At 70.9% G+C, this 24,901-nt stretch carries 26 protein-coding genes; 12 read left to right on the top strand and 14 right to left on the bottom strand.

Annotated features, from left to right (window positions below; genetic code table 11):
* Positions 1 to 156: 156 nt before the first annotated feature.
* Positions 157 to 531, top strand: coding sequence for a hypothetical protein (locus ACRQ4B_RS06435; RefSeq protein ID WP_439693862.1), 375 nt, complete (start codon positions 157 to 159; stop codon positions 529 to 531).
* Positions 532 to 605: 74 nt separating this feature from the next.
* On the opposite strand, the gene ACRQ4B_RS06430 is transcribed toward ACRQ4B_RS06435, so the two are convergent.
* The gene (locus ACRQ4B_RS06430; protein WP_439693861.1) at positions 606 to 1,715 is read right to left on the bottom strand and encodes an NADPH:quinone reductase; all 1,110 of its coding nucleotides are present in this window, start codon (positions 1,713 to 1,715) and stop codon (positions 606 to 608) included.
* Between the two features lie 166 nt (positions 1,716 to 1,881).
* Positions 1,882 to 2,190 (bottom strand): hypothetical protein, encoded by a 309-nt coding sequence (locus tag ACRQ4B_RS06425; RefSeq protein ID WP_439693860.1) that lies wholly within the window; start codon positions 2,188 to 2,190, stop codon positions 1,882 to 1,884.
* Positions 2,191 to 2,341: 151 nt separating this feature from the next.
* Between ACRQ4B_RS06425 and ACRQ4B_RS06420 the strand changes: the two genes are divergently transcribed.
* Positions 2,342 to 2,980 (top strand): Type 1 glutamine amidotransferase-like domain-containing protein, encoded by a 639-nt coding sequence (locus ACRQ4B_RS06420; protein WP_439693859.1) that lies wholly within the window; start codon positions 2,342 to 2,344, stop codon positions 2,978 to 2,980.
* 42 nt (positions 2,981 to 3,022) lie between these two features.
* On the opposite strand, the gene ACRQ4B_RS06415 is transcribed toward ACRQ4B_RS06420, so the two are convergent.
* Positions 3,023 to 3,475 carry a MarR family winged helix-turn-helix transcriptional regulator gene (locus ACRQ4B_RS06415; RefSeq protein ID WP_439693858.1) on the bottom strand — a complete coding sequence of 151 codons (453 nt, stop codon included), beginning with the start codon at positions 3,473 to 3,475 and terminating at the stop codon, positions 3,023 to 3,025.
* Between the two features lie 59 nt (positions 3,476 to 3,534).
* On the opposite strand from ACRQ4B_RS06415, the gene ACRQ4B_RS06410 reads away from it, so the two are divergent.
* Positions 3,535 to 4,272 (top strand): SDR family NAD(P)-dependent oxidoreductase, encoded by a 738-nt coding sequence (locus tag ACRQ4B_RS06410; RefSeq protein ID WP_439693857.1) that lies wholly within the window; start codon positions 3,535 to 3,537, stop codon positions 4,270 to 4,272.
* 213 nt (positions 4,273 to 4,485) lie between these two features.
* Here the strand turns inward: ACRQ4B_RS06410 and ACRQ4B_RS06405 are convergent, their stop codons facing one another.
* The 6 genes from ACRQ4B_RS06405 to ACRQ4B_RS06380 form a co-directional block, all read right to left on the bottom strand.
* A complete protein-coding gene (locus ACRQ4B_RS06405; RefSeq protein ID WP_439693856.1) occupies positions 4,486 to 5,154 on the bottom strand; it encodes an alpha/beta hydrolase in 669 nt (222 codons plus the stop codon).
* A 135-nt stretch (positions 5,155 to 5,289) separates the two neighbouring features.
* Positions 5,290 to 5,730: a hypothetical protein gene (locus tag ACRQ4B_RS06400; RefSeq protein WP_439693855.1), complete on the bottom strand. Its 441-nt coding sequence runs from the start codon at positions 5,728 to 5,730 to the stop codon at positions 5,290 to 5,292.
* Between the two features lie 121 nt (positions 5,731 to 5,851).
* On the bottom strand, positions 5,852 to 8,356 hold the full coding sequence (opgC, locus tag ACRQ4B_RS06395) for an OpgC domain-containing protein (protein ID WP_439693854.1): 2,505 nt from the start codon (positions 8,354 to 8,356) through the stop codon (positions 5,852 to 5,854).
* Entirely contained in the window at positions 8,353 to 8,766 is a 414-nt protein-coding gene (locus ACRQ4B_RS06390) for an ATP-binding protein (protein WP_439693853.1), read from the bottom strand. Before ACRQ4B_RS06390 ends, opgC begins: the two co-directional genes overlap by 4 nt.
* The gene (locus ACRQ4B_RS06385; RefSeq protein WP_439694360.1) at positions 8,763 to 10,715 is read right to left on the bottom strand and encodes a glycosyltransferase; all 1,953 of its coding nucleotides are present in this window, start codon (positions 10,713 to 10,715) and stop codon (positions 8,763 to 8,765) included. Before ACRQ4B_RS06385 ends, ACRQ4B_RS06390 begins: the two co-directional genes overlap by 4 nt.
* Positions 10,716 to 10,994: 279 nt before the next feature.
* A complete protein-coding gene (locus ACRQ4B_RS06380; RefSeq protein WP_439693852.1) occupies positions 10,995 to 11,726 on the bottom strand; it encodes a TetR/AcrR family transcriptional regulator in 732 nt (243 codons plus the stop codon).
* Between the two features lie 125 nt (positions 11,727 to 11,851).
* Here ACRQ4B_RS06380 and ACRQ4B_RS06375 point away from each other — a divergent pair, with 125 nt between their 5' ends.
* The 3 genes from ACRQ4B_RS06375 to ACRQ4B_RS06365 are packed head-to-tail and all read left to right on the top strand — an operon-like array spanning position 11,852 to position 13,819.
* Complete coding sequence (locus ACRQ4B_RS06375; RefSeq protein WP_439693851.1) at positions 11,852 to 12,772, top strand: NAD-dependent epimerase/dehydratase family protein; 921 nt, start codon at positions 11,852 to 11,854, stop codon at positions 12,770 to 12,772.
* 49 nt (positions 12,773 to 12,821) lie between these two features.
* A complete protein-coding gene (locus ACRQ4B_RS06370; RefSeq protein WP_439693850.1) occupies positions 12,822 to 13,415 on the top strand; it encodes a nucleotidyltransferase domain-containing protein in 594 nt (197 codons plus the stop codon).
* Entirely contained in the window at positions 13,415 to 13,819 is a 405-nt protein-coding gene (locus ACRQ4B_RS06365; RefSeq protein WP_439693849.1) for a hypothetical protein, read from the top strand. Before ACRQ4B_RS06370 ends, ACRQ4B_RS06365 begins: the two co-directional genes overlap by 1 nt.
* Before the next feature lie 57 nt (positions 13,820 to 13,876).
* Here the strand turns inward: ACRQ4B_RS06365 and ACRQ4B_RS06360 are convergent, their stop codons facing one another.
* From ACRQ4B_RS06360 to ACRQ4B_RS06350, 3 genes are all read right to left on the bottom strand, one after another.
* On the bottom strand, positions 13,877 to 15,187 hold the full coding sequence (locus tag ACRQ4B_RS06360; protein ID WP_439693848.1) for a fibronectin type III domain-containing protein: 1,311 nt from the start codon (positions 15,185 to 15,187) through the stop codon (positions 13,877 to 13,879).
* Between the two features lie 180 nt (positions 15,188 to 15,367).
* A complete protein-coding gene (locus tag ACRQ4B_RS06355) occupies positions 15,368 to 17,185 on the bottom strand; it encodes a DEAD/DEAH box helicase (RefSeq protein WP_439693847.1) in 1,818 nt (605 codons plus the stop codon).
* Positions 17,186 to 17,299: 114 nt separating this feature from the next.
* Entirely contained in the window at positions 17,300 to 17,776 is a 477-nt protein-coding gene (locus tag ACRQ4B_RS06350) for a MarR family winged helix-turn-helix transcriptional regulator (protein ID WP_439693846.1), read from the bottom strand.
* Between the two features lie 109 nt (positions 17,777 to 17,885).
* Between ACRQ4B_RS06350 and ACRQ4B_RS06345 the strand changes: the two genes are divergently transcribed.
* Entirely contained in the window at positions 17,886 to 20,009 is a 2,124-nt protein-coding gene (locus tag ACRQ4B_RS06345) for an MDR family MFS transporter (RefSeq protein ID WP_439693845.1), read from the top strand.
* A gap of 70 nt (positions 20,010 to 20,079) precedes the next feature.
* A complete protein-coding gene (locus tag ACRQ4B_RS06340; protein ID WP_439693844.1) occupies positions 20,080 to 20,667 on the top strand; it encodes a TetR/AcrR family transcriptional regulator in 588 nt (195 codons plus the stop codon).
* Positions 20,668 to 21,032: 365 nt separating this feature from the next.
* Here ACRQ4B_RS06340 and ACRQ4B_RS06335 read toward each other — a convergent pair whose 3' ends face one another.
* The gene (locus ACRQ4B_RS06335; RefSeq protein WP_439693843.1) at positions 21,033 to 21,659 is read right to left on the bottom strand and encodes a hypothetical protein; all 627 of its coding nucleotides are present in this window, start codon (positions 21,657 to 21,659) and stop codon (positions 21,033 to 21,035) included.
* Between ACRQ4B_RS06335 and ACRQ4B_RS06330 the strand changes: the two genes are divergently transcribed.
* Positions 21,637 to 22,506 (top strand): PKD domain-containing protein, encoded by an 870-nt coding sequence (locus ACRQ4B_RS06330; RefSeq protein WP_439693842.1) that lies wholly within the window; start codon positions 21,637 to 21,639, stop codon positions 22,504 to 22,506. The two genes, ACRQ4B_RS06335 and ACRQ4B_RS06330, sit on opposite strands and share 23 nt — an antisense overlap.
* A 150-nt stretch (positions 22,507 to 22,656) precedes the next feature.
* Here the strand turns inward: ACRQ4B_RS06330 and ACRQ4B_RS06325 are convergent, their stop codons facing one another.
* Positions 22,657 to 23,421 carry an SDR family NAD(P)-dependent oxidoreductase gene (locus ACRQ4B_RS06325; RefSeq protein WP_439693841.1) on the bottom strand — a complete coding sequence of 255 codons (765 nt, stop codon included), beginning with the start codon at positions 23,419 to 23,421 and terminating at the stop codon, positions 22,657 to 22,659.
* Between the two features lie 68 nt (positions 23,422 to 23,489).
* On the opposite strand from ACRQ4B_RS06325, the gene ACRQ4B_RS06320 reads away from it, so the two are divergent.
* The 3 genes from ACRQ4B_RS06320 to ACRQ4B_RS06310 are packed head-to-tail and all read left to right on the top strand — an operon-like array spanning position 23,490 to position 24,899.
* Positions 23,490 to 24,068: a TetR family transcriptional regulator gene (locus tag ACRQ4B_RS06320; protein ID WP_439693840.1), complete on the top strand. Its 579-nt coding sequence runs from the start codon at positions 23,490 to 23,492 to the stop codon at positions 24,066 to 24,068.
* A 25-nt stretch (positions 24,069 to 24,093) separates the two neighbouring features.
* Positions 24,094 to 24,507 carry a VOC family protein gene (locus ACRQ4B_RS06315; protein WP_439693839.1) on the top strand — a complete coding sequence of 138 codons (414 nt, stop codon included), beginning with the start codon at positions 24,094 to 24,096 and terminating at the stop codon, positions 24,505 to 24,507.
* On the top strand, positions 24,504 to 24,899 hold the full coding sequence (locus ACRQ4B_RS06310) for an arsenate reductase ArsC (protein WP_439693838.1): 396 nt from the start codon (positions 24,504 to 24,506) through the stop codon (positions 24,897 to 24,899). The genes ACRQ4B_RS06315 and ACRQ4B_RS06310 overlap by 4 nt, the downstream gene beginning before the upstream one ends.
* Positions 24,900 to 24,901: the final 2 nt, after the last annotated feature.

The raw sequence follows: 24,901 nt of genomic DNA, 5'->3' as shown, positions 1-24,901 counted from the left end.
GTCGTCGGAACCGCCGGTCTCGTTGGTCGATCGCTCGACGGGCAGATTCGGCCAATGAATGAACTAGTCCTCGGTGACGGCTCGGTCGGCGTGCTCGAGTCGCGCTCGTGATCGAGCGATGGGTAGTCGCCCAGTGATTTCGAGGGTCGCGAGTCCATGGACAGTGACGCATGCAACCTCGGCCTCGGTGTCCTCCGCCCCGAGGAAGGCCGCCTGGATCGCGGCGAACGCTCGCTACAGCGGATCTGTACCGGTACCGGTGCCGAGGCTCAGGCCGGATGGCATCGAGAACATCGCCTCGTCGACGTGCGGCTGCTCGTCGGCGAATTCCAGGTAGGCCTGCATCCTCGGCAGCGGCTCGGCCTGCACGGCCTCGAGCGCGGTCGCAATCGCATCGAGATGCCCACCATGGACGTCATCCAGGTCCGCGACGGGAAGATCGTCGCCACCTGGCACCTCCAGGACTTCGCCGGCCTCATGGGCCAGCTCAAGGCACCCTCCGACGTCCCTACCCCCGCAGCCTGGGGCTGAACCACCAAGCGGAAACAGGGGGCGCGAACTCGCAGGAGTTCGCGCCCCCTGTCAATCGGTCCGGTTCCGATCGGTCAGGGAGCGATGCGGACCAGTACGCGACCGACCTGTCCCGCGTCGACGTCGTCGTGCGCCTGCGCGATCTGCTCGAGGGGCAGCACCTTCCCGACCGAGAGGCGCAGCCCACCTTCGCCCACGGCTGCGACCAGGTCGTCCATCGCTGCGCGCTTCGCAGCGGGCGGGAAGTCGTCGCTGCCCAGGAACCGCACTGTCACGTTGGCGAAGAGCAGCGGCGGGAACGGCAAGGAGACCCGGGCGCCGCGCGCGAAGTACGTCGCGATCACCCCGTCGTTCGCGATCACGGCCGCGTCGAGATCCGCATTCGCGTCGAGTGCCACCTCGACGATCCGGTCGACGCCGTCGGGTGCGATGCGTCGGACTGCGGCCGCAGGGTCGGCATCGAGTGCGACGACGTGGTCCAGGTCGGGAAGACCCTCCGCGCCCAGGTCGGACGAGCGGCGCACCGTGCCGATGACGGTCGCGCCGCCCCGCTTCGCGAGTTGTGCAGCGATCCCGCTGACGCCCCCGCGGACGCCGTGGACGAGGACCACCTTCCCGGTGACCGGACCGTCGCCGAACACGGCACGGTGCGCGGTGATGCCGGGGATCCCGAGCAGCGCCGCGACCTGGTCGGAGACCGAGTCAGGCACCACCGTGACAAGGTCCTTCGGGACGACGGTGTACTCGGCGGCGGTGCCGAACGGACGGTAGGACTGCGCGCCGTGCACGGCGACGCGGCGCCCGACCAGCTCCACGTCGACGCCGGCGCCGACCCGGTCCACCACGCCGGCACCGTCGCTGTGCGGGATGACCTCCGGGTAGGACATTGCTGATCCGAGCCAGCCCTCACGCTTCTTCGTGTCGCCGGGATTCACGCCAGAGAACAGCACGCGCACACGCACCTCGCCCTCGTCTGGCACCGGGTCGGGTCGTTTCCCGACTCGCAGCACCTCGCCCGCGACGCCCTGCTCGTCGTACCAAGCAGCCTTCATGGCATCGCCTCCTTTCGTCAGATGGAACGTACCTGCCGACCCGCAGGTGCCGGACGGACGATGCGCTCCTGAGACGGTGATGTCGTCCGACCAAACCCGTCGCCGTGTGAGCATCGAAGGCTCGATGCACACGGCCGGACAGGGAAGGGACGGACCCTCCTCCACGCAGCCAGAACCGGCAGCGAAGAAGCACGTTGGAACGACAACGCAGCCGGTGAGAGCATCGGACGCCTGACCTCGAAACATGTTCGACAGCCGATCGGCTGCCGGACGGCGGCGGCGTCAGACGCGCACTGTGTCAGTCCACCGGGAATGGACGCCGAGAGATCCACACGGTGAAACCAATGATGAGGAGCGCGCCGAGAGCGAGGGGGAAGTACCCCCATCCGTACGCGGAGCCGGCTTCGAGCGATCCGACTCCGAGGATGACGGTCACTGCTGCGAACAACACCAGAGAGACGGGCAGGATCAGGCTCAGACGAGGTTGAGCGTTGCGTGCGAGCTGCGCGTCCCGGACCCATCGCTTGTTCCGCGCGCGCCACACGATCCCTGCGGCGATGAGCGCGAGAATGGCCACACTCATCACCGGGAACAGGGCGTCTCGCACGTCCCAAGGCTACGGGCGCGTTGGTCGCCATGCATCTCGTGAGCCGATCGGCTTTCGAGACAGGGCCAACGGCACCTGGCCCGCTTCGCAGACGGGCGCCCCCTTCGGTATCGGGCAACGGTGTCAGTGGGTTTCTCTACGGTGACGTCCCGTGAAGATCCTCCTGCTCTCCCGTAACACCGGAGCGATCCTGCCCTTCCTGGTAGGAGCGAGCTGCGCGAAGGCGCCGCTCGACGGGTTCCGAATCGCCTACATCGACGACGCGCAGCAATCGTTCGCGGGCGCTGCGTTCGTCGAGGCGGAACGTGCGGCCCTCGAGGCGCTTGCCGGCCACATCGTCCCCGTCACCGCACGAGGGACTGAGACCCGCCGGTTCGATCGGATGCTCGCTGACGTGGACGCCGTTTACGTGGCCAGCGGAAGCACCTTCGCCCTCCTGGATGCACTGCGTGCGAGTGGGAACGCCGCCGCACTGGTCGAGCGCGTTCGGGCTGGTCTGCCGTACATCGGCGCGAGCGCCGGCTCGATCGTCGCCGGCCCCGACGTCACCCCGGCTTGCTTGATGGACGATCCCGCTGACGGGCCCGCTCTCACCGACTACGCCGGACTCGCGCTGATCGACCAGACCGTGATCCCGCACGCGGACGGCCTCCTGCCGCCGTACCCGCCAGAACTCATCCAGAAGACCCTCGACACGTACCGCGACTCTCACGCCCTGACCCCGTTGAACGATGACCAGGCGCTGCTCATGGACAACGGGCGACTGAGCGTCATCAGATCTGAACCCTGACCGCGATCGGCATGGCCGGCCCTCGTCCCAGTGGACGATCAGCTATCGAGATGAAGTCGGTGGGCTGTCGAGTGCGAGTTGCTCGAGGACTCGCACCAGCGCTGCATGGTCGATGCCCACTGTGCGCTGGAGGAGGTGCTTCCGGACCGCGTCCGCGTGGAGCGGTCGCGCCACACGCACGAGACGTGCTCCCTCGTCCGTGATCCGCACGAGCATGCCGCCTTCGACCGCGCTGCGGGTGACGAGGCCGCGGTTCTCCATCCGAGTGAGTTGGTGGGACAGACGGGTCCGGTCCCATCGCAACGAGACGCTGAGCTCGTTCTGACGAAGCTCTCCGTCCCCGAGCTCAACGAGACGGGTCACGATGCTGAAGTCCTGGTCGGACAGCCCCGAACCGGCCTTGATCTCTTCGGCCACGCGCTGCCGGACGGTGTCCGCTGCGATCTTCCACGCATGCCAGAGACGTTGTTCCTGCTCGGTCAGTCGCGCGCTCATGAACCGAACTTACCCGTGGGCCTGTTGACGCATCAACAGAGGAAGCGCATGCTGTTGACATGACAACAGCATGCGCAGCGCAGAAAGTCGCCCTGGTCACCGGCGGGAACAGGGGCATCGGCATCGCGATCGTTCGCGGTCTCGCGCGAGAAGGGTTCACCGTCCTCCTCGGCGCGCGCAGCGACGAGCTCGGCCGTGCTGCTGCCGCCACCATCGACGGTGACGTGCGCCCGGTCGTCCTCGACGTGACGAACCAGGATCAGATCGACGCGCTCGTCGTGGACGTCGCCCACGAGTTCGGTCGGCTCGACGCCCTGGTGAACAACGCCGGCGTGAACACACTCACGTTCCGGCCGCTGGAGCACCTGCCCAAGCCGACCGAAGAGAACGTTGACGACTTCAAGAACGTGTACGAGGTCAACGTCTTCGGCGTCGTGCGGATGATCTCCGCGTTCCTTCCGCTGCTGACGCAGGCCGACGCCCCCAGGATCGTGAACGTGACGAGCAAGCGCGGTTCAATCGGGGAAGCAGGGGCCTGGGTGGGGCAGCCCTCGATGGTGTACTCGAGCTCGAAGACCGCGCTCAACGCCATCACCGTGCACTACGCCCGCGAGTTCGCGGAGACCACGTTGAAGATCAACGGCGCTGCCCCTGGCCACGTCGCCACGGACTTCAACGATTTCCGCGGCACGCGCACCCCCGATGAAGGTGCGGCCGTGGCGGTGCGACTCGCGACCCTGCCTGCTGATGGTCCCACCGGCGCCGTCTTCGAGGACGACACGGAGCTCGCCTGGTGACCGCAACCCCGGGCGAGACCCCGATTGCCGACCCTCCCGACGTTCATTGGACGAGACCAGCGCCCGACCGGCACCAGCATCGATCAGCGCTCGGCGCCTGAGGGGAAGGCGCCCGGTAGCCGATCGTTTGCTGGACGACGTGAAGACCCGACCCGTGCGTGTTGTCATTGCGTCTCGAAACAGCATCCGTCGGACCGGGGACCTGCGGCGAGATCATCGGAGCTCGGTGATGTGCGGCGGCTGCGGAGTCTCGTCGACCCACTCCCGGATTGCACGCTCGTCCTCGTGCGTGATGCCGTGGTGCACCGGAAGCGTCCTGTGTTCGACGGTCGCGCCGATGTCGCGCAATCGACTCGCGACGTGGAGGCCGTCGTGGCGAGCGCGTCGCGCGTCATGGCGGGCATCGAGGATCAGCACGGGAATCGTGACTCGGACAGGCGGTGGCGGTGCACGGAACGGGGCTTGCGGCCGGATCAGGATCGCGGCAGTGAACAGCTCCGGAGCGCGCTCGAGCAGCGCTGCGGCCATGATCGCGCCGTTGGAGAAGCCGAGGAGGAATCTGCCCCCGGTTCCGCCGACCAGACGCTGGCCGTGCTCGATCGCATCCACCAGCGGACCGATCCGGGCAGACACCTCCTCCCCGTCGATGGTCCGATCGGCGCGACGGCCGAAGAAGGCACGACCCCCGGTTGTCTCCACCGCACCGCGGAGGGCGATCTGCGCACTTCCGGGAGCGATGCGGTCCGCGAGCGGCATCAAGTCGGTCTCGTGGCCGTCCGAACCGTGCAACAGGATCCAAGTCGACTCAGCTCGCCCCGATGCCGTCGCGACGGACAGGGTGATCCCGAGAGGCGCATGCACCACACGATGCGACGATTCCATGGTTCGATCCTGGCGCGTTCACTGCTTCCTCGGAGGCCCCATCGCAGCAGTGACGCTCGTCATCGGACTCCTCAGACACTGACACGTCAGGTGCCCACTCGAGGATCGCCCACCGGCACGGCACAGGGCGCGCAGTCAGACGGAGCCGCTGCCGTGCCATCCCCGGGGCCCGGCGGCAGCGGTGAGGCGTGCGTGTTCTTCGGTGTCGATATGATGCCATCCGTGGTTCGCGACGATGACGTAGCTCTCGCCGCCGTGATCGTCACGGAGGCGTCCCGGTCCCAAGCCGTCGGCGAACACCTCTTCGTCGATCCAAGTGAGGAGTTGACCGACCCAGTCGGCAGCATCCGCTGGTCGGGCGTAGACCCAGTACTGAGGCGACCCGGAAGCGGGCATCCTGATGCGCAAACGAGCGGACTCGCCGTCGCGCTGTGTGATGCGCACGTCGAAGACGTGTCCGTCTCGTACGCGGACGTCCGTGAGTCGGTAGTCCAGCCGACTGCTCTTCCGAGGGTCGAGAAGACGCCATGCTGTTTCTCGGCGCAGGACCTCCAGGATGGCATCGTCACTCAGCATGACCGGATCCTCCCATGCGGTCGGCGGCCGATCGGCCGGCCCGCCGGCATGACGCGACCGACGGCCGGACGGGAGGCGCGGTGCCGGCCCGCACCGCGCCTCCCGTCCGCCTCGTCGCGCGTCAGCGCGGGATGACCGAGAAGAGGAACCGCTTCCGGACCATCCACCACGCCAACAGGATCAGCACCGTGTGGGTGGCGAAGCCGATCCAGCCGTTGCCCCAGTCGACACCCGGGATCGACGCGACCGCCAAGGCGAAGAACACCTGCCAGACGAACACGTAGAGACTCGCCTGCCCGATCGGGATCCACAGCCAGCCGATCGCCGACGAGATCGGCTTCCAGAACACCGTGAGGATCGCGTAGGACGCGATCGAGAAGAACGCGATGTCGACGAGGCGGCCCCACTGCAGGTCCACACGCTGGTACGCCGTGTTGTACAGCTGGTCGTACATCGACGCCGGGAAGGGCACGGGCGTGAACCCGTACTGGTTGCCCGCCCAGACGTAGACCAGGAACAGCGCGTAGCCACCGACGCCGACCCCGACGAGGACCTTGCCGAGCCGTCCGGTCAGGGCGCCGATGACCTGCCGTCGGTAGTACCCGAGCACGAGCCCGTGCGTGAAGACGACCTGCCAGGTGAGCAGCGGGAACACCGACTCGAACTGCGAGTTCAGCGGTCGGAAGTCCGGGTTGAGCGCCTGGAACACGTACAACGCCCAGCTGACGGCGAGCAGCGCCCACCAGAACCCGCGCCGGATCACCCAGAGGAACGCCGGGATGAACAGGCTGAGCACCACGAAAAGACCCATGATGTTGAACGGCCAGGGGCCCATCTCGAGCAGCAGGAACTGCCGGATCGCGTACCAGGGCGGCGGGTAGGCGAGGAGCTGCATCGCGTTCGGGTAGAGGTCGTACACGCGGCCCTCGGCACCGACGCCACCGGTGCCGGTCCCCCGGTCCGTGAAGGTGGTGATCGCGTCGGTGTTCAGGAACGGCACGAAGCTCAGCGCGAAGACGACCAGGATCACGGCGAGCGTCACGAGGTACTGCTTGCGCGCGCGTCTCCACGCGCCGATCGCGGCCGCCCACTCGCCGAACTTCCTCACGGCGAACGGGTACGTCATCCCGAGGACCATGCCGGACAGGAACACGAACATCTCCGCGCCGGTGATCGCGCCCGTGGCGTGCAGCGTGATGTACGAGTACGGTCCGCCGATCTCGATGTGGGTGATGACCACCGCCAGGATGATGAACCCGCGGAACAGGTCGAGCCGCAGGTCGCGCCCGGGCTTGCCGTCGTCCGGGTACCGCCAGCTCGGCAGGAGCCGCCCGAACACCCCGCTCAGCAGGAACACCACCGCCAGGCCCACCGCGAGCCAGACGATCCACGCCATTTGGTCGCCGCCGGTGTCGTACTGCTGGTCGGTCGCCGCGGCCCCGGCCTGCGGCGTCACGCGCTCGGTGACCGGGCCGAACACGAAGTCGCCCGCCCGCTCCAGGTCGGTGCGGAACGACCCCGCGATGCCCGGCACGGCGGTGTCGCGCCAGTCGGCGACCCGGCCGCCGGCCTCGGGTTCGCGGCGGTTCGTCTCGAGGAAGGTCACGCCGCGGATGAGCGGACGGTCCTGCACGGCGGCGATCACCTGGCGCCACCAGCCCTGCTTGACCGGGAGCTCGGCGGCTCCCCCGAGCGAGTGGACGTACAGCGCGCCCGTGTCGAGCAGCATCGGCCGGTCGTCCGCCACGGCGAAGCGGTCGTAGAAGTTCCCGGCCTGCGGCTGCTCGTACCCCCAGGTCTCGTCGAAGCGACCGGAGACCTCACCGGCCTCCGGCACGTCGTTGCGGGTGAGCGGGACGTCGCGTCCGGCCGCCTCGGTCGCCTTGCCCTTGCCGAAGGACAGCATCGACAGCCCGACCCAGTCGACGGCGGAGTCCCCCGGCCAGTACGGCTCGTAGGGGTCGTCGGCGGCGGTGAGCTGGCCGTCGCCGTTCGTGTCCAGCTTCGTGACGTCCGTCGCCGAGAGGTCCTGCAACCGGCCGGCGGACTCGCCGAACGGGTACCCGGCGCCGTACGACGGCGACCACACCATCGAGGCGTCCGAGGTACCGGTGTGCACGGCGGTGGCGAGTGCGCGGAAGGCCCGGACGAACTGGGTCGGCTGCTGGCCCCAGCGCACCCACGTACCGTTCATCTGCGGGGCGAACCGGACGAGCACCTGGGTGTCGTACTGCCGGTGGACCTCCTCGAGCAGCGCGTTCGCCGCGCTCGCGTCCGCCCTGGTCAACGACCCGAGCGACCGGTCGGGCTCGAAGCTCACGACGAGGACCGCGCCCTGCGTCGCCGCCGCCCGCGTCGCGCGGAGGAACTCCTTGCGCGCGCTCCGGTCGAGCGGGTACGGGACCTCGACGCCGTACATCGACGGGGTCGCACCGAGTCGGCCGGCGTACCCGTCGGGCGCGTCGTCGCCCCAGTCCAGGTCGGGGCCGAACCACGTCGTCCCGGAGCTCGGCGCCACCGCCGCGGCGGTCGTCGTCTGCACGGCCGACGCGGGCAGCGCACCGCCCAGCGCGAACGTCGCGAGCACCACCAGGAACGCGACGCACCGGGCCGCGGGTCGGCTCACCGGGTGCACGCGAGGGTCCAGACGTTGTGTCCGCCCTCGTGCCGGTGCTCGAGCCGGTCGAGCGCGGCGATCGCCAGGGCGAGGCCGCGCCCGCTCTCCTCGTCGACGTCCGCCATCGTGACCGCGGCGAGGTCGACGTCGGCCGGCCGCCCGTTGTCGGTGAGCACGGCGACGAGTTCGTCGTCCCGGGCGTCGAGCTCCACGGTGTACCGGCGACCGGCTTCCCGGTCGGTGCGTCGGGTGTGCTCGACGATGTTCGCGGCGATCTCGGCCACGGCGGTCTCGAGGCCGAAGCGCAGCCGGAGGTCGTCGATGCCGAGGCCGTCCCACCACACGCCGAAGCGGTCCTGCACCTCGTCCAGGGACTCCACCGTCGCGGGGACGTCGAACCGGGTGCTTCCGGCGCTCACAGGGGTCCTCCGACCGTGGTCGACTCGTGCTCGGACGGGACGGGGCCGGCCGCCGGGCCGCGGTACAGGACCGCCCGGATCACGATGCTGAAGATGAACAGGTCGAACACCACCCACGCGGTGTTCACGAGCGGGGCGATACCGGACGCCTGACCGGTCAGGTAGCGGATGCCGATGAGCACCAGCGCGGCGACCAGGGCCCCCATCGCGATGAGCTGGGGCTTCACGAGGTCCCAGCGCGGCTTCTGCTCGGACGCATCACGGACCTTCGGGGTCACCCGGAAGCCGAGGGGCTTGCCGCGGAACACGTTCTCGAACGCGCTCGTGACGGACTCGATCCACACCGGGAACAACGCGAGCGAGTACTGCTGCCCGCGCCAGGTCGGTCGTCCGGCCGCCACGACCCAGAAGAGCAGCTGGTTGAGCACGAGGAACGGGATGAGCCGGGCGAAGAAGTCGACGCTGTAAGCCTGGACGGGCACGACCCCGAACGACAGGCAGAGCACCGGGGCGGCGATGTAGACGATCGCGGCGAACCCGGACAGGTAGCTCCACATCGTCGAGAAGTACATGAGGCGCTGGCCCCACGACAGGCCCTTCTGCACGAGCGGGTTCTCGCGGAAGAACACCTGCATGGTGCCCTGCGCCCAGCGGAGCCGTTGCACGAGCATCGTCGGCAGGTCCTCCGGTGCGAGCCCCTTCGCGAGGATCTCGTCGTGGTACGCGGACTTCCAGCCGAGGCCGTGCAACCGCATCGCGGTCGCCATGTCCTCGGTGACGGAGATGGTCGCGAGCGGCATGACCGGCTGCGCCTCGTCGTCCCGGTTGACGTCGAGCGCACGGGCGAGCACCGCGATGGACTCGATCGCGGCGACGGGTGACGCGTCCCGGTGACCGAGGACGTCGAGCGCTGCGTCGTCGAGGCCCGCGAAGGTGTTCGGGTCCGTCGACATGGCCGCGAGTTCCTGCAGGTCGTTGCGCACGGACTCGAGGTCCGACGCCGCGAACCGGAACGCGATCGCGTCGATGCCCCGTTGGAAGGCGTAGGTCACGTCGCCGAGCGGTTCGCCCCGCTGCACCTGGTCGCGGGCGCGGTCGACCACGGCCTCGGCCTCGTCGAGGGCGTCGAGCACCCGCGGGTCGGTCTCGGTCACCCGTGCCCGGGCGAGCAGCTTCCGCGAGGTCGCGATCGTGCGCCGCACCGACGCCTCGACCTCGCGCACGTAGCGGCTCACCCCGAGCTGCATGAGCGCCTCACGCCGGAGGATCGCGTTCGAACCGCAGAAGAACGCCGCGTTCCAGCCGTCCTTCGACTGCTGGATGGGACCGTAGAACAGGGGCGCCTGGCTGCCGAGCGGGTCGGCCGCGGGGACGTTCTCGAACCACTGCGGCGTCTGCACCAGGGCCATCTGCGGGTCCTTGAAGTAGCCGAGCGTCCGGTCGAGGATCGTCGGGTCCGGCACCTGGTCGGCGTCGAGGATGAGCAGGAACTCGCCCTGGGTCGCCAGCAGCGCGTTGTTCAGGTTGCCGGCCTTCGCGTGCCGGGGCCGGTCGACCCAGTCGGCGCCGCGGGTGATCACGCCGATGCCGAGCGACTCGGCAGCGGCACGCATCTCCGGACGGTCGCCGTCGTCGAGGATCCACGTGGTGTGCGGGTGCGCGATGGCCTTCGCCGCGCTCGCCGTGCGGACGACGAGCTCGACCGGCTCGTTGTAGGTCGTGATGAACACGTCCACGGTCACGGGGTCCCGGGGCGGAGCCGGCGGTTCGCCCCGCTCACGGAGTCGCCAGGCGCCGAACGCGAAGAGCAGCGAGTCGATGACGCTGTAGGTCTCGGCCAGGATCAACGGCACCGCGATCCACCACGAGTGCCAGTTCACCGAGGCGGCCCAGCGCCAGACAACGTAGTTCAGGCCGGCGATCGAGGCGAGCAGCGCGACGGTGCGCACCGTGACGATCCGACGCCGCGCGGTGCCGGTGCCGAGCCGGCGTCGGTCCCGGCGGCTGACGTCGAGCGCGGTCACCGGCAGACCCCGTCCCCGGCGTCGCCGAACGTGCTGCGTCGCAAGCGTGCCTCCCTGATCCACCGATCGGTCCCCGACCGCGGCGCGCCCGAGGGTGGTTGCCGATCGGTCACCGGACCCAGGTGTCGCTGCCCGATCGTCCGCCCTGCTCGTCGGGTACGAACCGGGCGTAGTGACCTGTCTACCGCAGGTCGGGTCCGTCCGTCAGTCGAACACGGCAGCGAAGCCGAGGTCGTCGGCCAGCCGGGCGACCACCTCGTCGAAGTACGCGGCGGCGTCGGACACCGACCCGACGTAGTGGCCGAACAGCTCGAACGAGATCGCGCCGAACACCGTCGTCCACGCCATCAGGGTGCGGATCAGGAGTTCCTCGGGCAGCTCGGTGCCGAACGCATGCAGCGCGGCGACGCCGTCCGCGACCGCCGGGCCGACCATCCCGGGGGCGGCCGCGGGCGGACGGGGTGATCCGTGCCTCCCGGCCGACGCTCCCGACCCGGTGGCGTCGGCGACCACCCGGACGATCGCGAGCGTCGTCCGGGACGCGGGTTCGACGGTCTCCCTGGGCGCCGCGTAGCCCGGGACGGGTGATCCGAACAGCAGCGCGAAGTCACCGGGGTGCGCGACCGACCACGTGCGGATAGCGCGGCAGACGGCCACCCATCGCGCACCGGCGTCGGACCCGGCCGCCGCGTCAGCGGTCTCGACCGCCGCGCCGAGCTCGTCGTAGTCGGCGATGAGCAGCGCGGTGAGCAGGTCGTCGCGGCTCGGGAAGTAGCGGTAGACCGCGGACGAGACCATGCCGACGTCCCGCGCGACGGCGCGGAGGCTCAGTTGGGACGGGCCCTCGTCGGTGAGCCGGGCGCGCGCGGCCGCGAGGATGCTCGCGTGCACTGCCCGGCGGGCGAGGGCGCGTGCGGTGAGGGCCGGGTCTGCCATGCCCCCACCCTGCCATGAGAGAGCACCGCACACAAATGAGAGCAGTGCTCTTGCAATTCGCTCGACAGGCGTGCATGCTGATCTGCGAGAGCACCGCTCTCGCAAACCGACGAAAGCAGGAAGTCATGTCGCAGCACCTCGTCATCGGCGCCGGCCCGGTGGGCCGGCACGTCGCCGCGATCCTCGCCGAGCGCGGCGAACACGTCACCGTCGCCACCCGGTCAGGTCGGGACACCGGCCTGGAGGCAGTGGGGCACGTCGCCCTCGACGCCTCCGACGCCGACGCACTCACCCGGGCGACCGAGGGCGCCGCAGTCCTCTACAACTGCGCCAACCCGGGGAACTACACCCAGTGGGAGGCGACCTGGCCGCCGCTCGCCGCGTCCCTGCTCACCGCAGCCGAACGGACCGGCGCCGTGTACGCCATCACCGGCAACCTCTACCCGTACGGCCCGGTCGACGGCCCGATGCACCCCGGCATGCCGGACGCCGCGACCGACCACAAGGGCGTCCTGCGCGCTCGCCTCTGGGCCGACGCACTCGCCGCGCACGAGGCCGGCCGGGTCCGCGCCGTCGAGGTCCGCGCCTCGGACTACGTCGGCCCCGGGATCGGCGAGAACGGGCACATCACCCGCGTGCTGCCCGCGGCCCTGCAGGGGAAGGCCGTGTCCATGGTCGGCCGGACCGACCTGCCGCACACCTTCACGGACGTGCTCGACGTCGCCCGGACCCTCGTCGCCGCCGCGGAGGACCCGAGCGCGCACGGTCGCACGTGGATGGTGCCGAGCAACGCACCCCGATCCCAGCGACAGGCACTGACCGAGGTGCTCGCGGCGGCCGGGAAGCCCCCCGTGACGGTCCGCGGGATGTCGGCCGGGATGCTCCGGACGATCGGGCTCGTGTCCCCGATGATGCGGGAGGTCGCCCAGATGAGCTACCAGTGGACCGCGCCGTACGTGGTCGACGACTCCGAGAGCCGGGCGCACTTCGGCATCGAGCCGACGCCGTGGGACGAGGTCTGCCGCCGGACGGCGTCCGCGCGCTAGTCGTACACATTTCCGCACCATGTGGTGCGGAAATGTGTACGCTGTCGCCATGAGACTGGTGGACCCCCTCGCGTCGCTCCTGGCCGATTCGCAGGCCGGAGCACTCCGCGTCCTCGCGCGCACCGAAACCGGTATGACGGGCCGTCAGGTCGCGCGCCTGACCGGGGCCGCGCAGCACACCACGACCAAGCGGGCGCTCGACAAACTCGAGTCGATCGGCCTGGTCAGCGTCGAACGTGGGCTGCAGCGGTCGGTCTACCGAGCGAATCGCGAACACCTCCTGTGGCCCGCGATCCAGCTCTCGCTCGACGCCGGGAGCGAACTCGAGCGCCGGGTCGTCGAGCTCGTCGCGAACCACCGACCGGAGGTGCTCTCGGTCGCGGTGTTCGGTTCGGTCGCACGCGGGACGGCGGACGACGACTCGGACGTCGACCTCGTCCTGGTCTCCGAGACGGCATCGGTCGACGAGTTCGCGGTGCTGCTCGGCGATCGCGTCCGGACCTGGACCGGCAACGACTGCTCCGTGCTCGACTTCACCCGGGACCAGCTCCGCGCAGCCGTCGACGCCCGGGACCCGATCGTCGACTCGCTCCGCACCGACGCCCGCACCGTCTACGGCGCCGACCTCCGGTCCCTGCTCTGATGCCGCCGCGCACCCGACCGATGTCCGCGATCGACGTCGCCGCCCGTCGCGACGAGGCCGTGGCGTACCTCGAGGCCGCGAAACTGCTCGCCACGTCGGACGACCCCGCCGACCGCAAGGTCAGCGGCTCGAACGCCGTCCTGGGCGGCATCGCCGCCGCGGACGCGATCTGCGGGCACCTGCTCGGCATGCGGCACGCCGGCGAGGACCACGGTGAGACCCGACGCCTGGTCGACGAGGCGTGTCGGCCCGATCGGCAACCGGGCGTCCACCTGAAGCGTCTGCTCGACGAGAAGACCAACTTCCAGTACTCCGCCTCGCGCGTCAGCGAGACGCAGGTACAGGCGCTCCTGACGACGCTCGAGCGGCTCGTCACCCGGATGGACGAACTCACCCGACGATGAGTGGACGGGAGGCGCGGTGCGAGCCCGCACCGACCTCCCGCCGTTCGCCGGGTCGCCTCAGATCACGAGCAGCCGCGAGTACTGCGCCGTCGAGACCTGCTGCGCGGCACCGCCCGCTGCCGGGATGCGCCACAGGCCGTCCGCAGCGTCGACGAACAGGTCGCCCGCGGTGTCGGCAGCGCCGAGCCACAGCCCGTTCGACCGGGCGAGCACGCCGCTGGTCGGGAGGTCCTCCTGCACGCCGGACGCGTCCTGCGAGAACAGGTGGGTCACCGTGTGGTCGGCGACGCAGGGGTTCGGCGGGCCCTGCTCGGCGATCGCGGCGCACCACTCGGCGGACTGCCCGAGGACCAGGGAGTCGTTGTTCGTCGCGCTGTACTGGTACGCCAGCCTCGTGTTCACCGGTTCGAGCGTGGAGGAGCCCGGCGCCAGCGACCACCAACCGTTGTAGCCACTGCCACCGAACGCGCGGTAGGTGACGTAGAGCGTGCCCGTGCCGTCCGACAGCACGTCCGTGAAGTAGCCGATCGCGTTCCGGTACGACGTGGCCACCTCGCGCGTCTGCACGGCGCCGCCCGGGGTGGCGGTCACCACGCTGCCACCGGTGCTCGTCGGGGTGTAGGTCGTGACGGTGCCGTCCCGACCGACCGTCCACTTCGTCCCGCTCGCGGGGAGGACCGTGGTCGTGGTGCCCTTCAGCCCGAGCTTGGTGATCGCGCCCGACACCGAGTCCACCCAGTAGAGGTTGCCGGCGACGTCGGACCGCAGGTCGGCCGTGAGGTGCAGTCCGGTCGCGATGACCCTCGGCGCACCGCCGCGCGCCGGGTACATGCGGATCTTGGTCCCGTCGGACGAGGGCACGAACACGTCACCGACGTCGTCCGCCGTGTAGCCCGCACCGGACGCCGCGACGGTCCGTGCGGCGCCGCTGCCCGAGGTCGGGAAGCGGACGACGGCGCCGGACGCGTCGAGGCCGTACAGCGACTGCGCGACGGTGGTCGTCCGGGGCGCGGTGTAGCGGACGCGCACCTCGGGGCCGTGTCCACGGGCGGTCGTCGCCCGGACGGTGAACGAGTACGTGACGCCGGCCCGGATCCAGCCGAAGCGATCCGTGCGGGCGGACGCCGGCAGCCGGTCGACGCCGCGATCGGCCTGGTTCGTCCCGGGTGACACGGTCACTCGGTAGCCGGTGGGCGTCACCCCGGACCGCGGTGCGTTCCACGTCACGGCGGCGCCGTCACCGGCACCGCTGACCTGCACGGACGTCGGGGCTCCCGGGAGCCTCGACGACGGAGTGGCCACAGCGGGCGTCACTCCCCCGATCACCAGCGCCGCGGCGGCCGCGACGGTGAGCACTGCTCTGTACACGATCGATCCCCTGTCGTCTCCGCGGCTTGCCTGCGCCGCGGCTGCAGGCATCACACCACCGTTCGGGCGCTCCGGGGCGGTCGGGAGCGGATCGTGCGGTCCGTCGTGCGCCATCCCGCAAGACGGACGGGAGGCGCGGTGCCGGCCGGCACCGCGCCTCCCGTCCGCAGCGGACGTGCGTCAGTAGCGGGGCTTGCGCGGTCCGCGGTCGTCGCGGTCGTCGCGGCGCGGGCCGCGGTCGTCGCGGTCGAAGCGGCGCGCACCGCCGCCGCCCCCACGACGGTCGGGCTTGATCTCGATGAGCTTCCCGCTGATCCGGGTGTCCGTCAGGCGGTCGAGCACGCCGCCGTCCATGTCGGCCGGCAGCTCCACGATCGAGAAGTCCGGACGGATCTGGATCGCGCCGAAGTCGTCGCGGCGCAGCCCGCCCTCGTTCGCGAGCGCGCCGACGATCTGGCGGGGCTCGACGCGGTGGCGGCGGCCGACCTCGATGCGGTACGCGGTCATCGGCTGCGAGCGACGCGGCCCGCGGTCCCCACGGTCACCGCGGTCCGCGCGATCGCCGCGTGCGCCACGGTCGTCGTCGCGGCGGTCACCGCGACGCTGGTCCCGGTCCACCTGGTTGCGGAGGGCGTCCGACGCGGGGTCGAGCAGCAGCGGGTCCTCGCCCTGCGCGACGACGGCCAGCGCGGCGGCGACGTCGTCGGCCGGCACGTCGTGGTGCTCGACGTAGTGCGCGATGATGTCGCGGAACGCCGTGATCCGGTCCTGCTGCTCGAGCGCGGCGGTGATGGCGTCGTCGAAGCGGGTGAGGCGCGTCTCGTTGACGTCCTCGATCGTCGGGAGCTGCATCTGCGTGAGCGGCTGCTTGGTGTGCCGTTCGATCGCGGACAGCAGGCGACGCTCGCGCGGGGTGACGAAGCTGATCGAGTCGCCCTTGCGGCCCGCGCGACCGGTCCGGCCGATGCGGTGCACGTACGACTCGATGTCGACGGGGATGTCGTAGTTCACGACGTGCGTGATGCGGTCGACGTCGAGGCCACGGGCGGCGACGTCGGTGGCGACCAGGATGTCGAGCTTGCCGGACTTCAGCTGGTTGACCGTGCGCTCGCGCTGGGCCTGCGCGACGTCGCCGCTGATGGCCGCGGCGGCGTACCCGCGCGCGCGGAGCTTCTCGGCGAGCGTCTCGGTCTCGCTCTTCGTGCGGACGAAGATGATCATGCCCTCGAAGTCCTCGACCTCGAGGATGCGGGTGAGCGCGTCGACCTTCTGCGGGTACGACACCATGAGGTACCGCTGCGTGATGTTCGCCGCGGTCTTCGTCTTCGTCTTGACGGTGATCTCGGCCGGGTCGGTGAGGTACTGCTGCGAGATGCGGCGGATCTGGGCCGGCATCGTCGCGGAGAACAGCGCGACCTGCTTGTCGTCCGGGGTCTCGGCGAGGATCGTCTCGACGTCCTCGGCGAAGCCCATCTTGAGCATCTCGTCGGCCTCGTCGAGCACGAGGTACTTCAGCTCGGAGAGGTCGAGGGTGCCCTTGGCGATGTGGTCCATGATGCGACCGGGGGTACCGACGACGACGTCGACGCCGCGGCGCAGGGCGGACAGCTGCACGCCGTACGCCTGGCCGCCGTACACGGGCAGGACGTGCACGTGCTTCATGTGCGACGCGAACTGCTCGAACGCCTCGCAGACCTGCAGCGCGAGCTCGCGGGTGGGCGACAGCACGAGCGCCTGCGGCACCTTGGCACCGGCCTCCATGCGGGACAGGATCGGCAGCGCGAACGCCGCGGTCTTGCCGGTTCCGGTCTGCGCGAGGCCGACGACGTCGCGCCCCGCGAGCAGTGTCGGGATGGTGGCTTCCTGGATGGCGGAGGGCGTCTCGTAGCCGATGTCCTTGACGGCCTTGAGCACCGGGTCGCTCAGGCCGAGGTCGGCGAAGGTCACCACGGGCCCCTCGTCGGCGGTCTCGGTGGTGGTGGCGGTGTCCGTGCTCATGCGGAAACGGTATCTCGAATACTCGCTCCGCAGTGACGGACTGGAGGATCGGGGCGGGCCGGCACCGCGCCTCCCGTCCGTCCACCGGTCACCTGCAGGGCGCGCGGCGCGCGCTCAGGACGCGTCGCGCCGGTCGGTCGGCCCGATGCCGAGGACCGCGTCGGCGCGGTCGTTCAGCCGACCGAGGAGCTCGGCGAGGCTGTGCAGTTCCCCGGTGGCGAAGGCCTGGGTGAGGTCGTCGAAGACCTCGGCCCCGGCGACGTCGAGCGTGTCGAGGAGCGTGCGACCGGCCGGGGCGATCGAGACGAGGCTGGCGCGTCCGTCCGCCGGGTCCGGTGCGGTCCCGAGGTACCCGGACTCGACGAGGGACGCCACGCGACGGCTGATCACCGGGCGGGACAACCCGGTCGCGTCCGCGATGGCCATCGACCGGACGGCTCCGAAGTGGTCGACCGCCCGCAGGATGACGCGTGCCGTGGGGTCGAGTCCCCCGCGCGACTCGATGATCGACGACCGGAGGGTCTGTCGGACCCACAACCGGTCGAGCTGCGCGCGCAGCAGTCGCTCGGCGTCGTCCCGTTCCTCGGTCACCCCGTCAGCGTAGTGGCCGGATTTAGTTGCTTGCCGGAAGCAATGGATGTATCGTTGCGCGGTCTGCAAACTTTCACAGCAGGAAACACAGCACGAAGCAAGGAGCTCGATGACCGCCACCGCACCCGTCCCGGTGCAGCACGGCCGACGCGCAGCCGGGGTCCCCACGGACTCCGCCGCAGCCGGCCAGCAGCCGCTGATGACCCACCGCCAGATCCTCCTCGTGATCTACGGGCTGATGGCGGGCATGTTCCTGTCCTCGCTCGGCCAGACGGTGTTCGGCACGGCGATCCGGACGATCGGTGACGACCTGCACGGGCTCGACCAGCAGGCCTGGGTCACGACGGCGTACCTGATCACCTCGACGATCGCGACGCCGATCTACGGCAAGCTCTCCGACATCTTCGGCCGTCGTCCGCTGTACATCTTCGGCATCGTCGTCTTCATCGTCGGCGCGGTGCTGTCCTCGATGTCGACCTCGATGCTCATGCTCGCGGCGTTCCGTGCCGTGCAGGGCATCGGCGCCGGCGCGCTCATGTCGTTGCCGCTGGCGATCATGGGCGACATCCTCGCTCCCCGCGAGCGCGCGAAGTACCAGGGCTACTTCCTGGCCGTGTTCGGCATCTCGAGCGTCATCGGCCCGCTCATCGGCGGGCTGCTCGCGGGCTCCTCCGAGATCCTCTGGATCACCGGCTGGCGCTGGGTCCTCCTGATCAACGTCCCGATCGGCATCGCCGCGCTCGTCATGGTGCTCGTCTTCCTGCACCTGCCGAAGGTGCACGGCGGCGACGACGTCAAGCCGAAGGTCGACTGGTGGGGCGCCACGGGCGTCATCGTCACGCTCGTCCCGCTCCTGCTGGTGGCCGAGCAGGGCCGCACCTGGGGCTGGGGTTCGCCCGCCGCGATCGCCTGCTACGTCATCGGCGTGGTCGGGTTGATCGGGCTGCTGCTCGTCGAGTCGAAGATGGGCGACGCCGCGATCATCCCGCTCAAGCTGTTCCGCTCGGGCACCTTCTCGATGGCCACCGTCATCGGATTCCTGGTCGGCTTCGCGATGTTCGGCGCCATGCTGACCATCCCGCTCTACCTGCAGATCGTCGTCGGCCTGACCCCGACCGAGTCCGGGTTCGCCACGCTCCCCCTGGTCGGCGGGCTCATGATCGCCTCGATCACCTCCGGCCAGATCGTCGCCCGGGTCGGCCGGTACCGGATCTTCCCGGTCATCGGCACCGCGCTGGTGTCCTCCGGCTACGTCGTCCTGACGTTCATGTCGATCGACAAGCCGCTCTGGTTCCTGATGATCGGCATGTTCCTCATCGGCCTCGGGCTCGGCTCGGTCATGCAGTCGCTCACCCTGGCGTCGCAGGGCTCCGTCGAGGCCCGGGACATGGGCGTCGCGACCTCGTCCGCCACGTTCTTCCGGCAGATCGGCGGCACGCTCGGCACCGCGGTGCTGCTGTCGATCCTGTTCTCGGTGATGCCGTCGAACATCCTGCACGCGACCGCGAACCGCACCGACCTCCGTGCGGCACTCGACGCCGCCACGAACCCGGCGGTGGCCACGGCGCCCGAGAACCGCGGTGCCATGGCGACGATCTGGACGCCGATCGTCACCCCGCTCGAGCAGAACGTGCAGTCCTCGCTCGACGACGTCACCGCACAGGTGGAGCAGGCGACGACCGGCGCACCGGCAGCCGTCCGCGACGAGGCCCTCGCAGCCGCCGCCGACACGGCGCACGCGACCGTGCAGGACGGGTCGCTGACGGTCGACTGGTCGGACGCCGCGCAGCGCTCCTACTGGGTCGGAGAGCTCACCCCCGCGGTCGCGAAGCAGGTCGACGACGGCAGCGGTTCGGGAACCAGCACGATCAGCACGAACGACACCTCGTTCCTGACCGGTGCCGACAGCCGCCTCACGCGTCCGTTCATGGCGGGGTTCAACGCCTCGTCGGTGACGATCTACTGGGTCGGCCTCGGCGTGATCCTGCTCGCCTTCGTGCTGACCTGGTTCTTCCGGGTGCCGCCGCTCCGGGCCCGCTCGGCCCTGCAGGAGCGGGCGGACGCGGCCGGGTCCGGGTCCGGGTCCGGCGCGTCCGGCGGGTCCGGCGACTCCGCCGCGTCAGGCCGCTCGCCCGAGGACGACCTCGAGGTGTCCGCGGGGATGGCCGCCGCCGAGGCGGGCTCCTTCACCGGTCCGATGACCGGCTCCACACCGACGCAGCAGCGTCGGTGACCGACCGGGGCGTCCGTCCGTGCCCCCTTTCCGGGCGGGCGTCCCACACACCACCACCCAGGGAGTCCCCGTGACCACCACCCCGGCGGCGACGGCAACGGAGCCGTGCACGCTGCGCGAACGCAAGAAGCAGCAGACCAGGCAGGCGCTGCACGACGCCGCACTGACGCTCGTCTCCGCGCACGGGCTCGACGGGGTCACCGTCGAGCAGATCTGCGCGGACGCCGACGTCTCCCCGCGCACCTTCTTCAACTACTTCACGTCGAAGGCGCACGCGGCGCTCGGCCTCGACACCGTCGAGGTCCCCGCCGACGCCGCGACCTGGTTCGCCGCTGCCGACGGCCGCCTCGTCGACGACCTCTGCCGGCTCGTCGCCCGCGCCGTGCCGCTGTCCCAGGACCGCCGACGGATGAAGGAGCTGCTGCTGCTCCGACCGGAGATGACCCCGATGGTGATGCAGTGGATGGCCGAGTCGCGGCAGTCGCTCCTCACGGTGGTCGGCACGCGGACCGACGAGCGGACGGCGCGGACCGCGGTGGCGCTCGTGATGTCGGCGCTGACGGAGGTCGCGCACCGCGAGACCGTCGGCAGCACCGAGGAGCTCACGGTCCGGCTGGGCGCCGTGGTCGCCGAGATGGGCGCGCTGGCCGCAGCCTGAGGTCGTCGCGCGCGGCGTCGGGCGGGCGTCGCGGCGTGCTGACGGGCGTCGCGGCGGCGGTCGGGCGCCGCTGTGGAACGACTCCGTCGATGTCGTACGACAGCGGTCCTGTCGTTCGTTGCGGACGCTGCCGGTTGCGCACGCGGGCGGGCGACGAGTCCGACGTCGTACGACGTCGGACTCGTCGTTCCGCGTCGACACTCGCGTCCGCCGACGCCGGGCGACCGGGCCTGGAGGCGCATCACGGCCCCGCAACGCACGGCGCGCAACGGGGGTGCAGGATTGCGGCAACCCGCGGTGCTGCGTGGTCCCACAGGTCGCGTTCGGCATCCCGCAGGAGTCCTCCTGGCCGGCTCGAAGCATGCCTACGCTCCGTGCACCGGCCGTACCCGACGGCTGGTCCCGATCGTCACGACGACCGGCACGCACGTCGAGGAGTCCCACCCGATGCAGCACCGCCCGAGCTGTCGAACCGCAGCACTCATCACCGTCGCCACCGGTACCGTCCTGGTCACCACCGCGTTCGGCATCCTGCCCGCGACGGCCGTGACCACCACGGCACCGTCCACGACGTCGACGACGACGTCCAACCCGACGTCGACGACGACGTCCGCCCCGACCGACACGACGACGGACGCCGCAGCGCCCGCCGCCCCCACGTCGAGCGCGCCCTCGAACACCGCCCCCGCGTCGGAGACCCCCGCTGCCGCCGATGCTTCCCCTGCGCCGACCCCATCACCAGCGACGACGGCACCGGAGACGACGGCACCGACGCCGACGTCGACGACCACCGCCCCGACGCGGCAGACGCCGACGAGCACCCCGACGACGACGCCCGGCGGGACCGAGCAGTCCGGGAAGCCCGGGAAGCCCGGGAAGCCCGGCGGCCACGGTCGTGGCGACCAGCACGGCACGGCGCCGTCGTACCCGTCGACGTCGTCGCAGTCCGCACCCGTCGTCCTGCCGACCGTGCAGGCCGGCGAGCGGTTCACGGCAGACCTCCGCGCCACCGACGGCGAGGGCGCGACCTACACGCTCACCACCGTCGAGGGCGGCCCGGTCGTCCTGCCCGACGGGCTGTGGTTCCGCCACGGTGTCCTCGGCGGCGTCCCGACCACGGCCGGGACCTTCACCGCGCTCGTGACCGCGACGAACGACTGCGGTTCCGCCACCCAGTGGATCCGCATCACCGTCGAGCCGACCGCCCCGGCGCACCTCGGAGCAGCGGTGTACGCCGTACCGGCGGCCTCGGACGGGTCGTACACGTGGGTGGCCCCGGACGGCTCGACCTCCCCCGCCCCGATCTCGGTCGACCAGGGCGGATCGATCACGGTCGTCCCGTGGGCGTTCGACGCGAACTGGAACCGGGTCGACGTGACGGACGTCGCCCAGGTCACCTCGGACGTTGACTCTGACGTGGTCACGAAGACGGACGCCGGGTTCACGGTGTCGTTCCCGCACGCCTCGCCGCACGTCATCACGGTCACCGTCGACTGCGTCTCGGTGTCGTTCCCGGTGCAGGTGGTCGCCACCCCGAGCACCCCGACGACCCCGACGACCCCGACGACCCCGAGCACGCCGACGACGCCCAGCACACCGACGACACCCGTCAGCGTGCCGGACGCCCCGACGCAGTCCGTCGCGCTCCCGGCCGAGGTCCGTGTCGTCGAGCCTGCGACGGCACCGGTCGCCTCGGCCACCCCGGTCGCGACGACCGACCAGCTGGCGTACACGGGCGCGGACACCTCGGCACCGATCGGGTGGGCCGCGGGCCTGCTCGCCGCCGGCGCCGCGCTCCTCGGGATCCGACGCCTCCGCCGGAGCCGCCACCGGGCCTGAGCCCGCGCGTGGACCCGCGTCGCGGTGTGCAACGGCGCACACCGCGACGCGTCATGCGTGCGTGAGCGGCGGGAGCTGCTCCGACGTCGTTCGCGGACCGGAGGCGCGGGGCAGGGCCGCCCCGCGCCTCCAGTCCGTCGGACGGTCGCGTCAGACCACCGACCAGCCCCCGTCGCTCGGCAGCACCGCACCGTTGACGTTGGCCGAGTCGTCGCTGAGCAGCCAGGTGATCGCGGCCGCGAGCTGCTCGGGCTGCGCGACCGGCGGGATCGCGACCTGCATGATCGGGCCCACCCGACCCGCGGCGTACTCGCTGCGCATCGGCGCCTCGATGTTCGTGGCCACTGCGCCCGGCGCGACCGCGTTGGCGCGGATGCCCTGCGGCCCGTGGAAGAACGCGACGCTCTTCGTGAGCCCGGCGATCGCGTGCTTCGACGCCGTGTACGCGGCCCCGGCGGCGGAGGCCCGGAGCGCCGCCTCGGACGCGACGTTGACGACCGCACCGCGTCCGGCGGCGATCATCAGCGGCAGGACGGCCCGGGTGAGCCGCATCGGCCCGGTGACGTTGACGCTGAACACGCGGTCCCAGGTCGCGTCGTCGACCTCGCTCGGCGGCAGGAACGCGTCCATGATGCCGGCGACGTTCGCGAGCCCGTCGACGCGGTCCCCCGCCGCCGCCAGGACGGCGTCGATGGTGTCGGCGGCGGCGACGTCCCCGACCACGGTCTCGACGGTGCCCGCGAGCCCGGACAGCTCCGAGCGGAGTGCGTCCAGCCGCTCGGCGACGACGTCGGTGGCGATCACGCGTCCGCCTTCGTTCGCGATCCGCGTCGCCGTGGCGCGTCCGATGCCGGAGCCCGCTCCGGTGACGATGATGGTGCTGCCGGTGAACCGTCCGGCGGTGGTGTCGGTCATGTCGTCTCCTCACTGAGAGGCGCTCGATGCGCCATGCTGGTTATAGCACTCAGTGCCGAAAGGAATCGATGAGCTCGACGAGTGACCGTCCGACCGGGCGCCCCCGCACGATCGACCCGGCGGCGGTGTCCCTGGTCGCCCTGCGGCTGTTCGACGAGCAGGGCTTCGACGCGGTGTCGATGGACAACGTCGCCGCGGCCGCCGGGATCAGCCGTCGGTCGCTGTTCCGGCTGTTCCCGAGCAAGGCCGCGCTGGTGTGGGGCGGTCTCGACGAGTTCGCGACCCGGTTCACCGACGCCCTGCGGCTCCGTCCGGCGAGCGAGTCCGCGTGGGTCGCGCTCCGTGCGGCCTACCGGATCGGGGCGACATTCCCGGACGACGCCGTCGAGGTCACGCGGCACCGACTCCGGGTGATCCGGGCGAACCCGTCGCTCGAACGCGGCGTCGACGCCGCGTCGACCGCCCTCACCGGGGTCATCGAGCGCTTCGTCGCGGAGCGTGACGGCAGCGCGGTCGACGGCCTCACGACGACCGTGCGGGCACACGCGCTGGCCGCGGCGGCGAGCGCCGCGCTCACCTGGTGGGCACTGCACGGGGACGGCCGGCCGGAGGACGTGGTGGACGAGGCGCTCGGTCTGTTCCACTGAGGCCCGGAGCGGGTATCGTCCGGGCATGAACCTGAGCGGGCCCTCGCCCTACTTCCTCCTCGACGGCACCGCGCGACCGGCGCTCGAACGGTGGCAGCGGGTGTTCGGCGGCGAGGTGCGGATCGCGACCTTCGCCGACTTCTCCCGCGCGGACGGCCCGTCCGACGCGGTCGCGCACGGGCAACTCGTCGGTGGACTCCAGCTCTTCGCCGCCGACGCGGGTTCCGACGACACCCCGTTCACCGCCACCGGGCTGATGTTCTCGCTCCTCGGCGCCGCGACGCCCGACGTCCTGCGCCGGTGGTACGACGACCTCGCCTCGGACGGCACCGTCGTCGAGGCGCTGCAGGAACGCCCGTGGGGCGACTGGGACGGCACGGTGCGCGACCGGTTCGGCATCACGTGGCTGATCGGCTACGAGGCGTCGGCGACGGCATGACCGACCAGCCCACGGTGCTCTTCGTCTGCGTGCACAACGCCGGACGGTCGCAGATGGCCGCCGGGTGGCTCCGCGAACTCGCCGGCGACCGGGTCCGGGTCCGCTCGGCCGGCAGCGAACCCGCGGACCGGGTGAACGCCGTGGCGGTGCAGGCCATGGCGGAGGCGGGCATCGACATCGCCGGTACCACGCCTGCGGTTCTCGAGACCGACGCCGTCCGGGAGTCGGACGTCGTCATCACGATGGGCTGCGGCGACGCCTGCCCGGTGTTCCCCGGGAAGCGCTACGAGGACTGGACGCTCGACGACCCGGCGGGACTGCCCCTCGAGGACGTCCGACCGATCCGAGACGCGATCAAGGCCCGGGTCGAAGCGCTCGTCGCGTCGCTCTGAGG

This window comes from Curtobacterium sp. SP.BCo (genome assembly GCF_051903265.1).
Lineage (GTDB): Bacteria > Actinomycetota > Actinomycetes > Actinomycetales > Microbacteriaceae > Curtobacterium.
Note: the sequence above shows the minus strand (reverse complement) of the source record. Positions and strands in the feature narration are given on the sequence as shown.

What these genes read in the sequence shown, in the direction of transcription:
- ACRQ4B_RS06435 (WP_439693862.1), top strand. Translation starts at nt 157, where the DNA reads ATGGACAGTGACGCATGCAACCTCGGCCTCGGTGTCCTCCGCCCCGAG.
- ACRQ4B_RS06370 (WP_439693850.1), top strand. Translation starts at nt 12,822, where the DNA reads ATGAGACTGGTGGACCCCCTCGCGTCGCTCCTGGCCGATTCGCAGGCC.
- ACRQ4B_RS06415 (WP_439693858.1), bottom strand. Translation starts at nt 3,475, where the DNA reads ATGAGCGCGCGACTGACCGAGCAGGAACAACGTCTCTGGCATGCGTGG.
- ACRQ4B_RS06315 (WP_439693839.1), top strand. Translation starts at nt 24,094, where the DNA reads ATGAACCTGAGCGGGCCCTCGCCCTACTTCCTCCTCGACGGCACCGCG.
- ACRQ4B_RS06365 (WP_439693849.1), top strand. Translation starts at nt 13,415, where the DNA reads ATGCCGCCGCGCACCCGACCGATGTCCGCGATCGACGTCGCCGCCCGT.
- ACRQ4B_RS06380 (WP_439693852.1), bottom strand. Translation starts at nt 11,726, where the DNA reads ATGGCAGACCCGGCCCTCACCGCACGCGCCCTCGCCCGCCGGGCAGTG.
- ACRQ4B_RS06410 (WP_439693857.1), top strand. Translation starts at nt 3,535, where the DNA reads ATGACAACAGCATGCGCAGCGCAGAAAGTCGCCCTGGTCACCGGCGGG.
- ACRQ4B_RS06405 (WP_439693856.1), bottom strand. Translation starts at nt 5,154, where the DNA reads ATGGAATCGTCGCATCGTGTGGTGCATGCGCCTCTCGGGATCACCCTG.
- ACRQ4B_RS06375 (WP_439693851.1), top strand. Translation starts at nt 11,852, where the DNA reads ATGTCGCAGCACCTCGTCATCGGCGCCGGCCCGGTGGGCCGGCACGTC.
- ACRQ4B_RS06345 (WP_439693845.1), top strand. Translation starts at nt 17,886, where the DNA reads ATGACCGCCACCGCACCCGTCCCGGTGCAGCACGGCCGACGCGCAGCC.
- ACRQ4B_RS06320 (WP_439693840.1), top strand. Translation starts at nt 23,490, where the DNA reads ATGAGCTCGACGAGTGACCGTCCGACCGGGCGCCCCCGCACGATCGAC.
- ACRQ4B_RS06355 (WP_439693847.1), bottom strand. Translation starts at nt 17,185, where the DNA reads ATGAGCACGGACACCGCCACCACCACCGAGACCGCCGACGAGGGGCCC.
- ACRQ4B_RS06325 (WP_439693841.1), bottom strand. Translation starts at nt 23,421, where the DNA reads ATGACCGACACCACCGCCGGACGGTTCACCGGCAGCACCATCATCGTC.
- ACRQ4B_RS06400 (WP_439693855.1), bottom strand. Translation starts at nt 5,730, where the DNA reads ATGCTGAGTGACGATGCCATCCTGGAGGTCCTGCGCCGAGAAACAGCA.
- ACRQ4B_RS06310 (WP_439693838.1), top strand. Translation starts at nt 24,504, where the DNA reads ATGACCGACCAGCCCACGGTGCTCTTCGTCTGCGTGCACAACGCCGGA.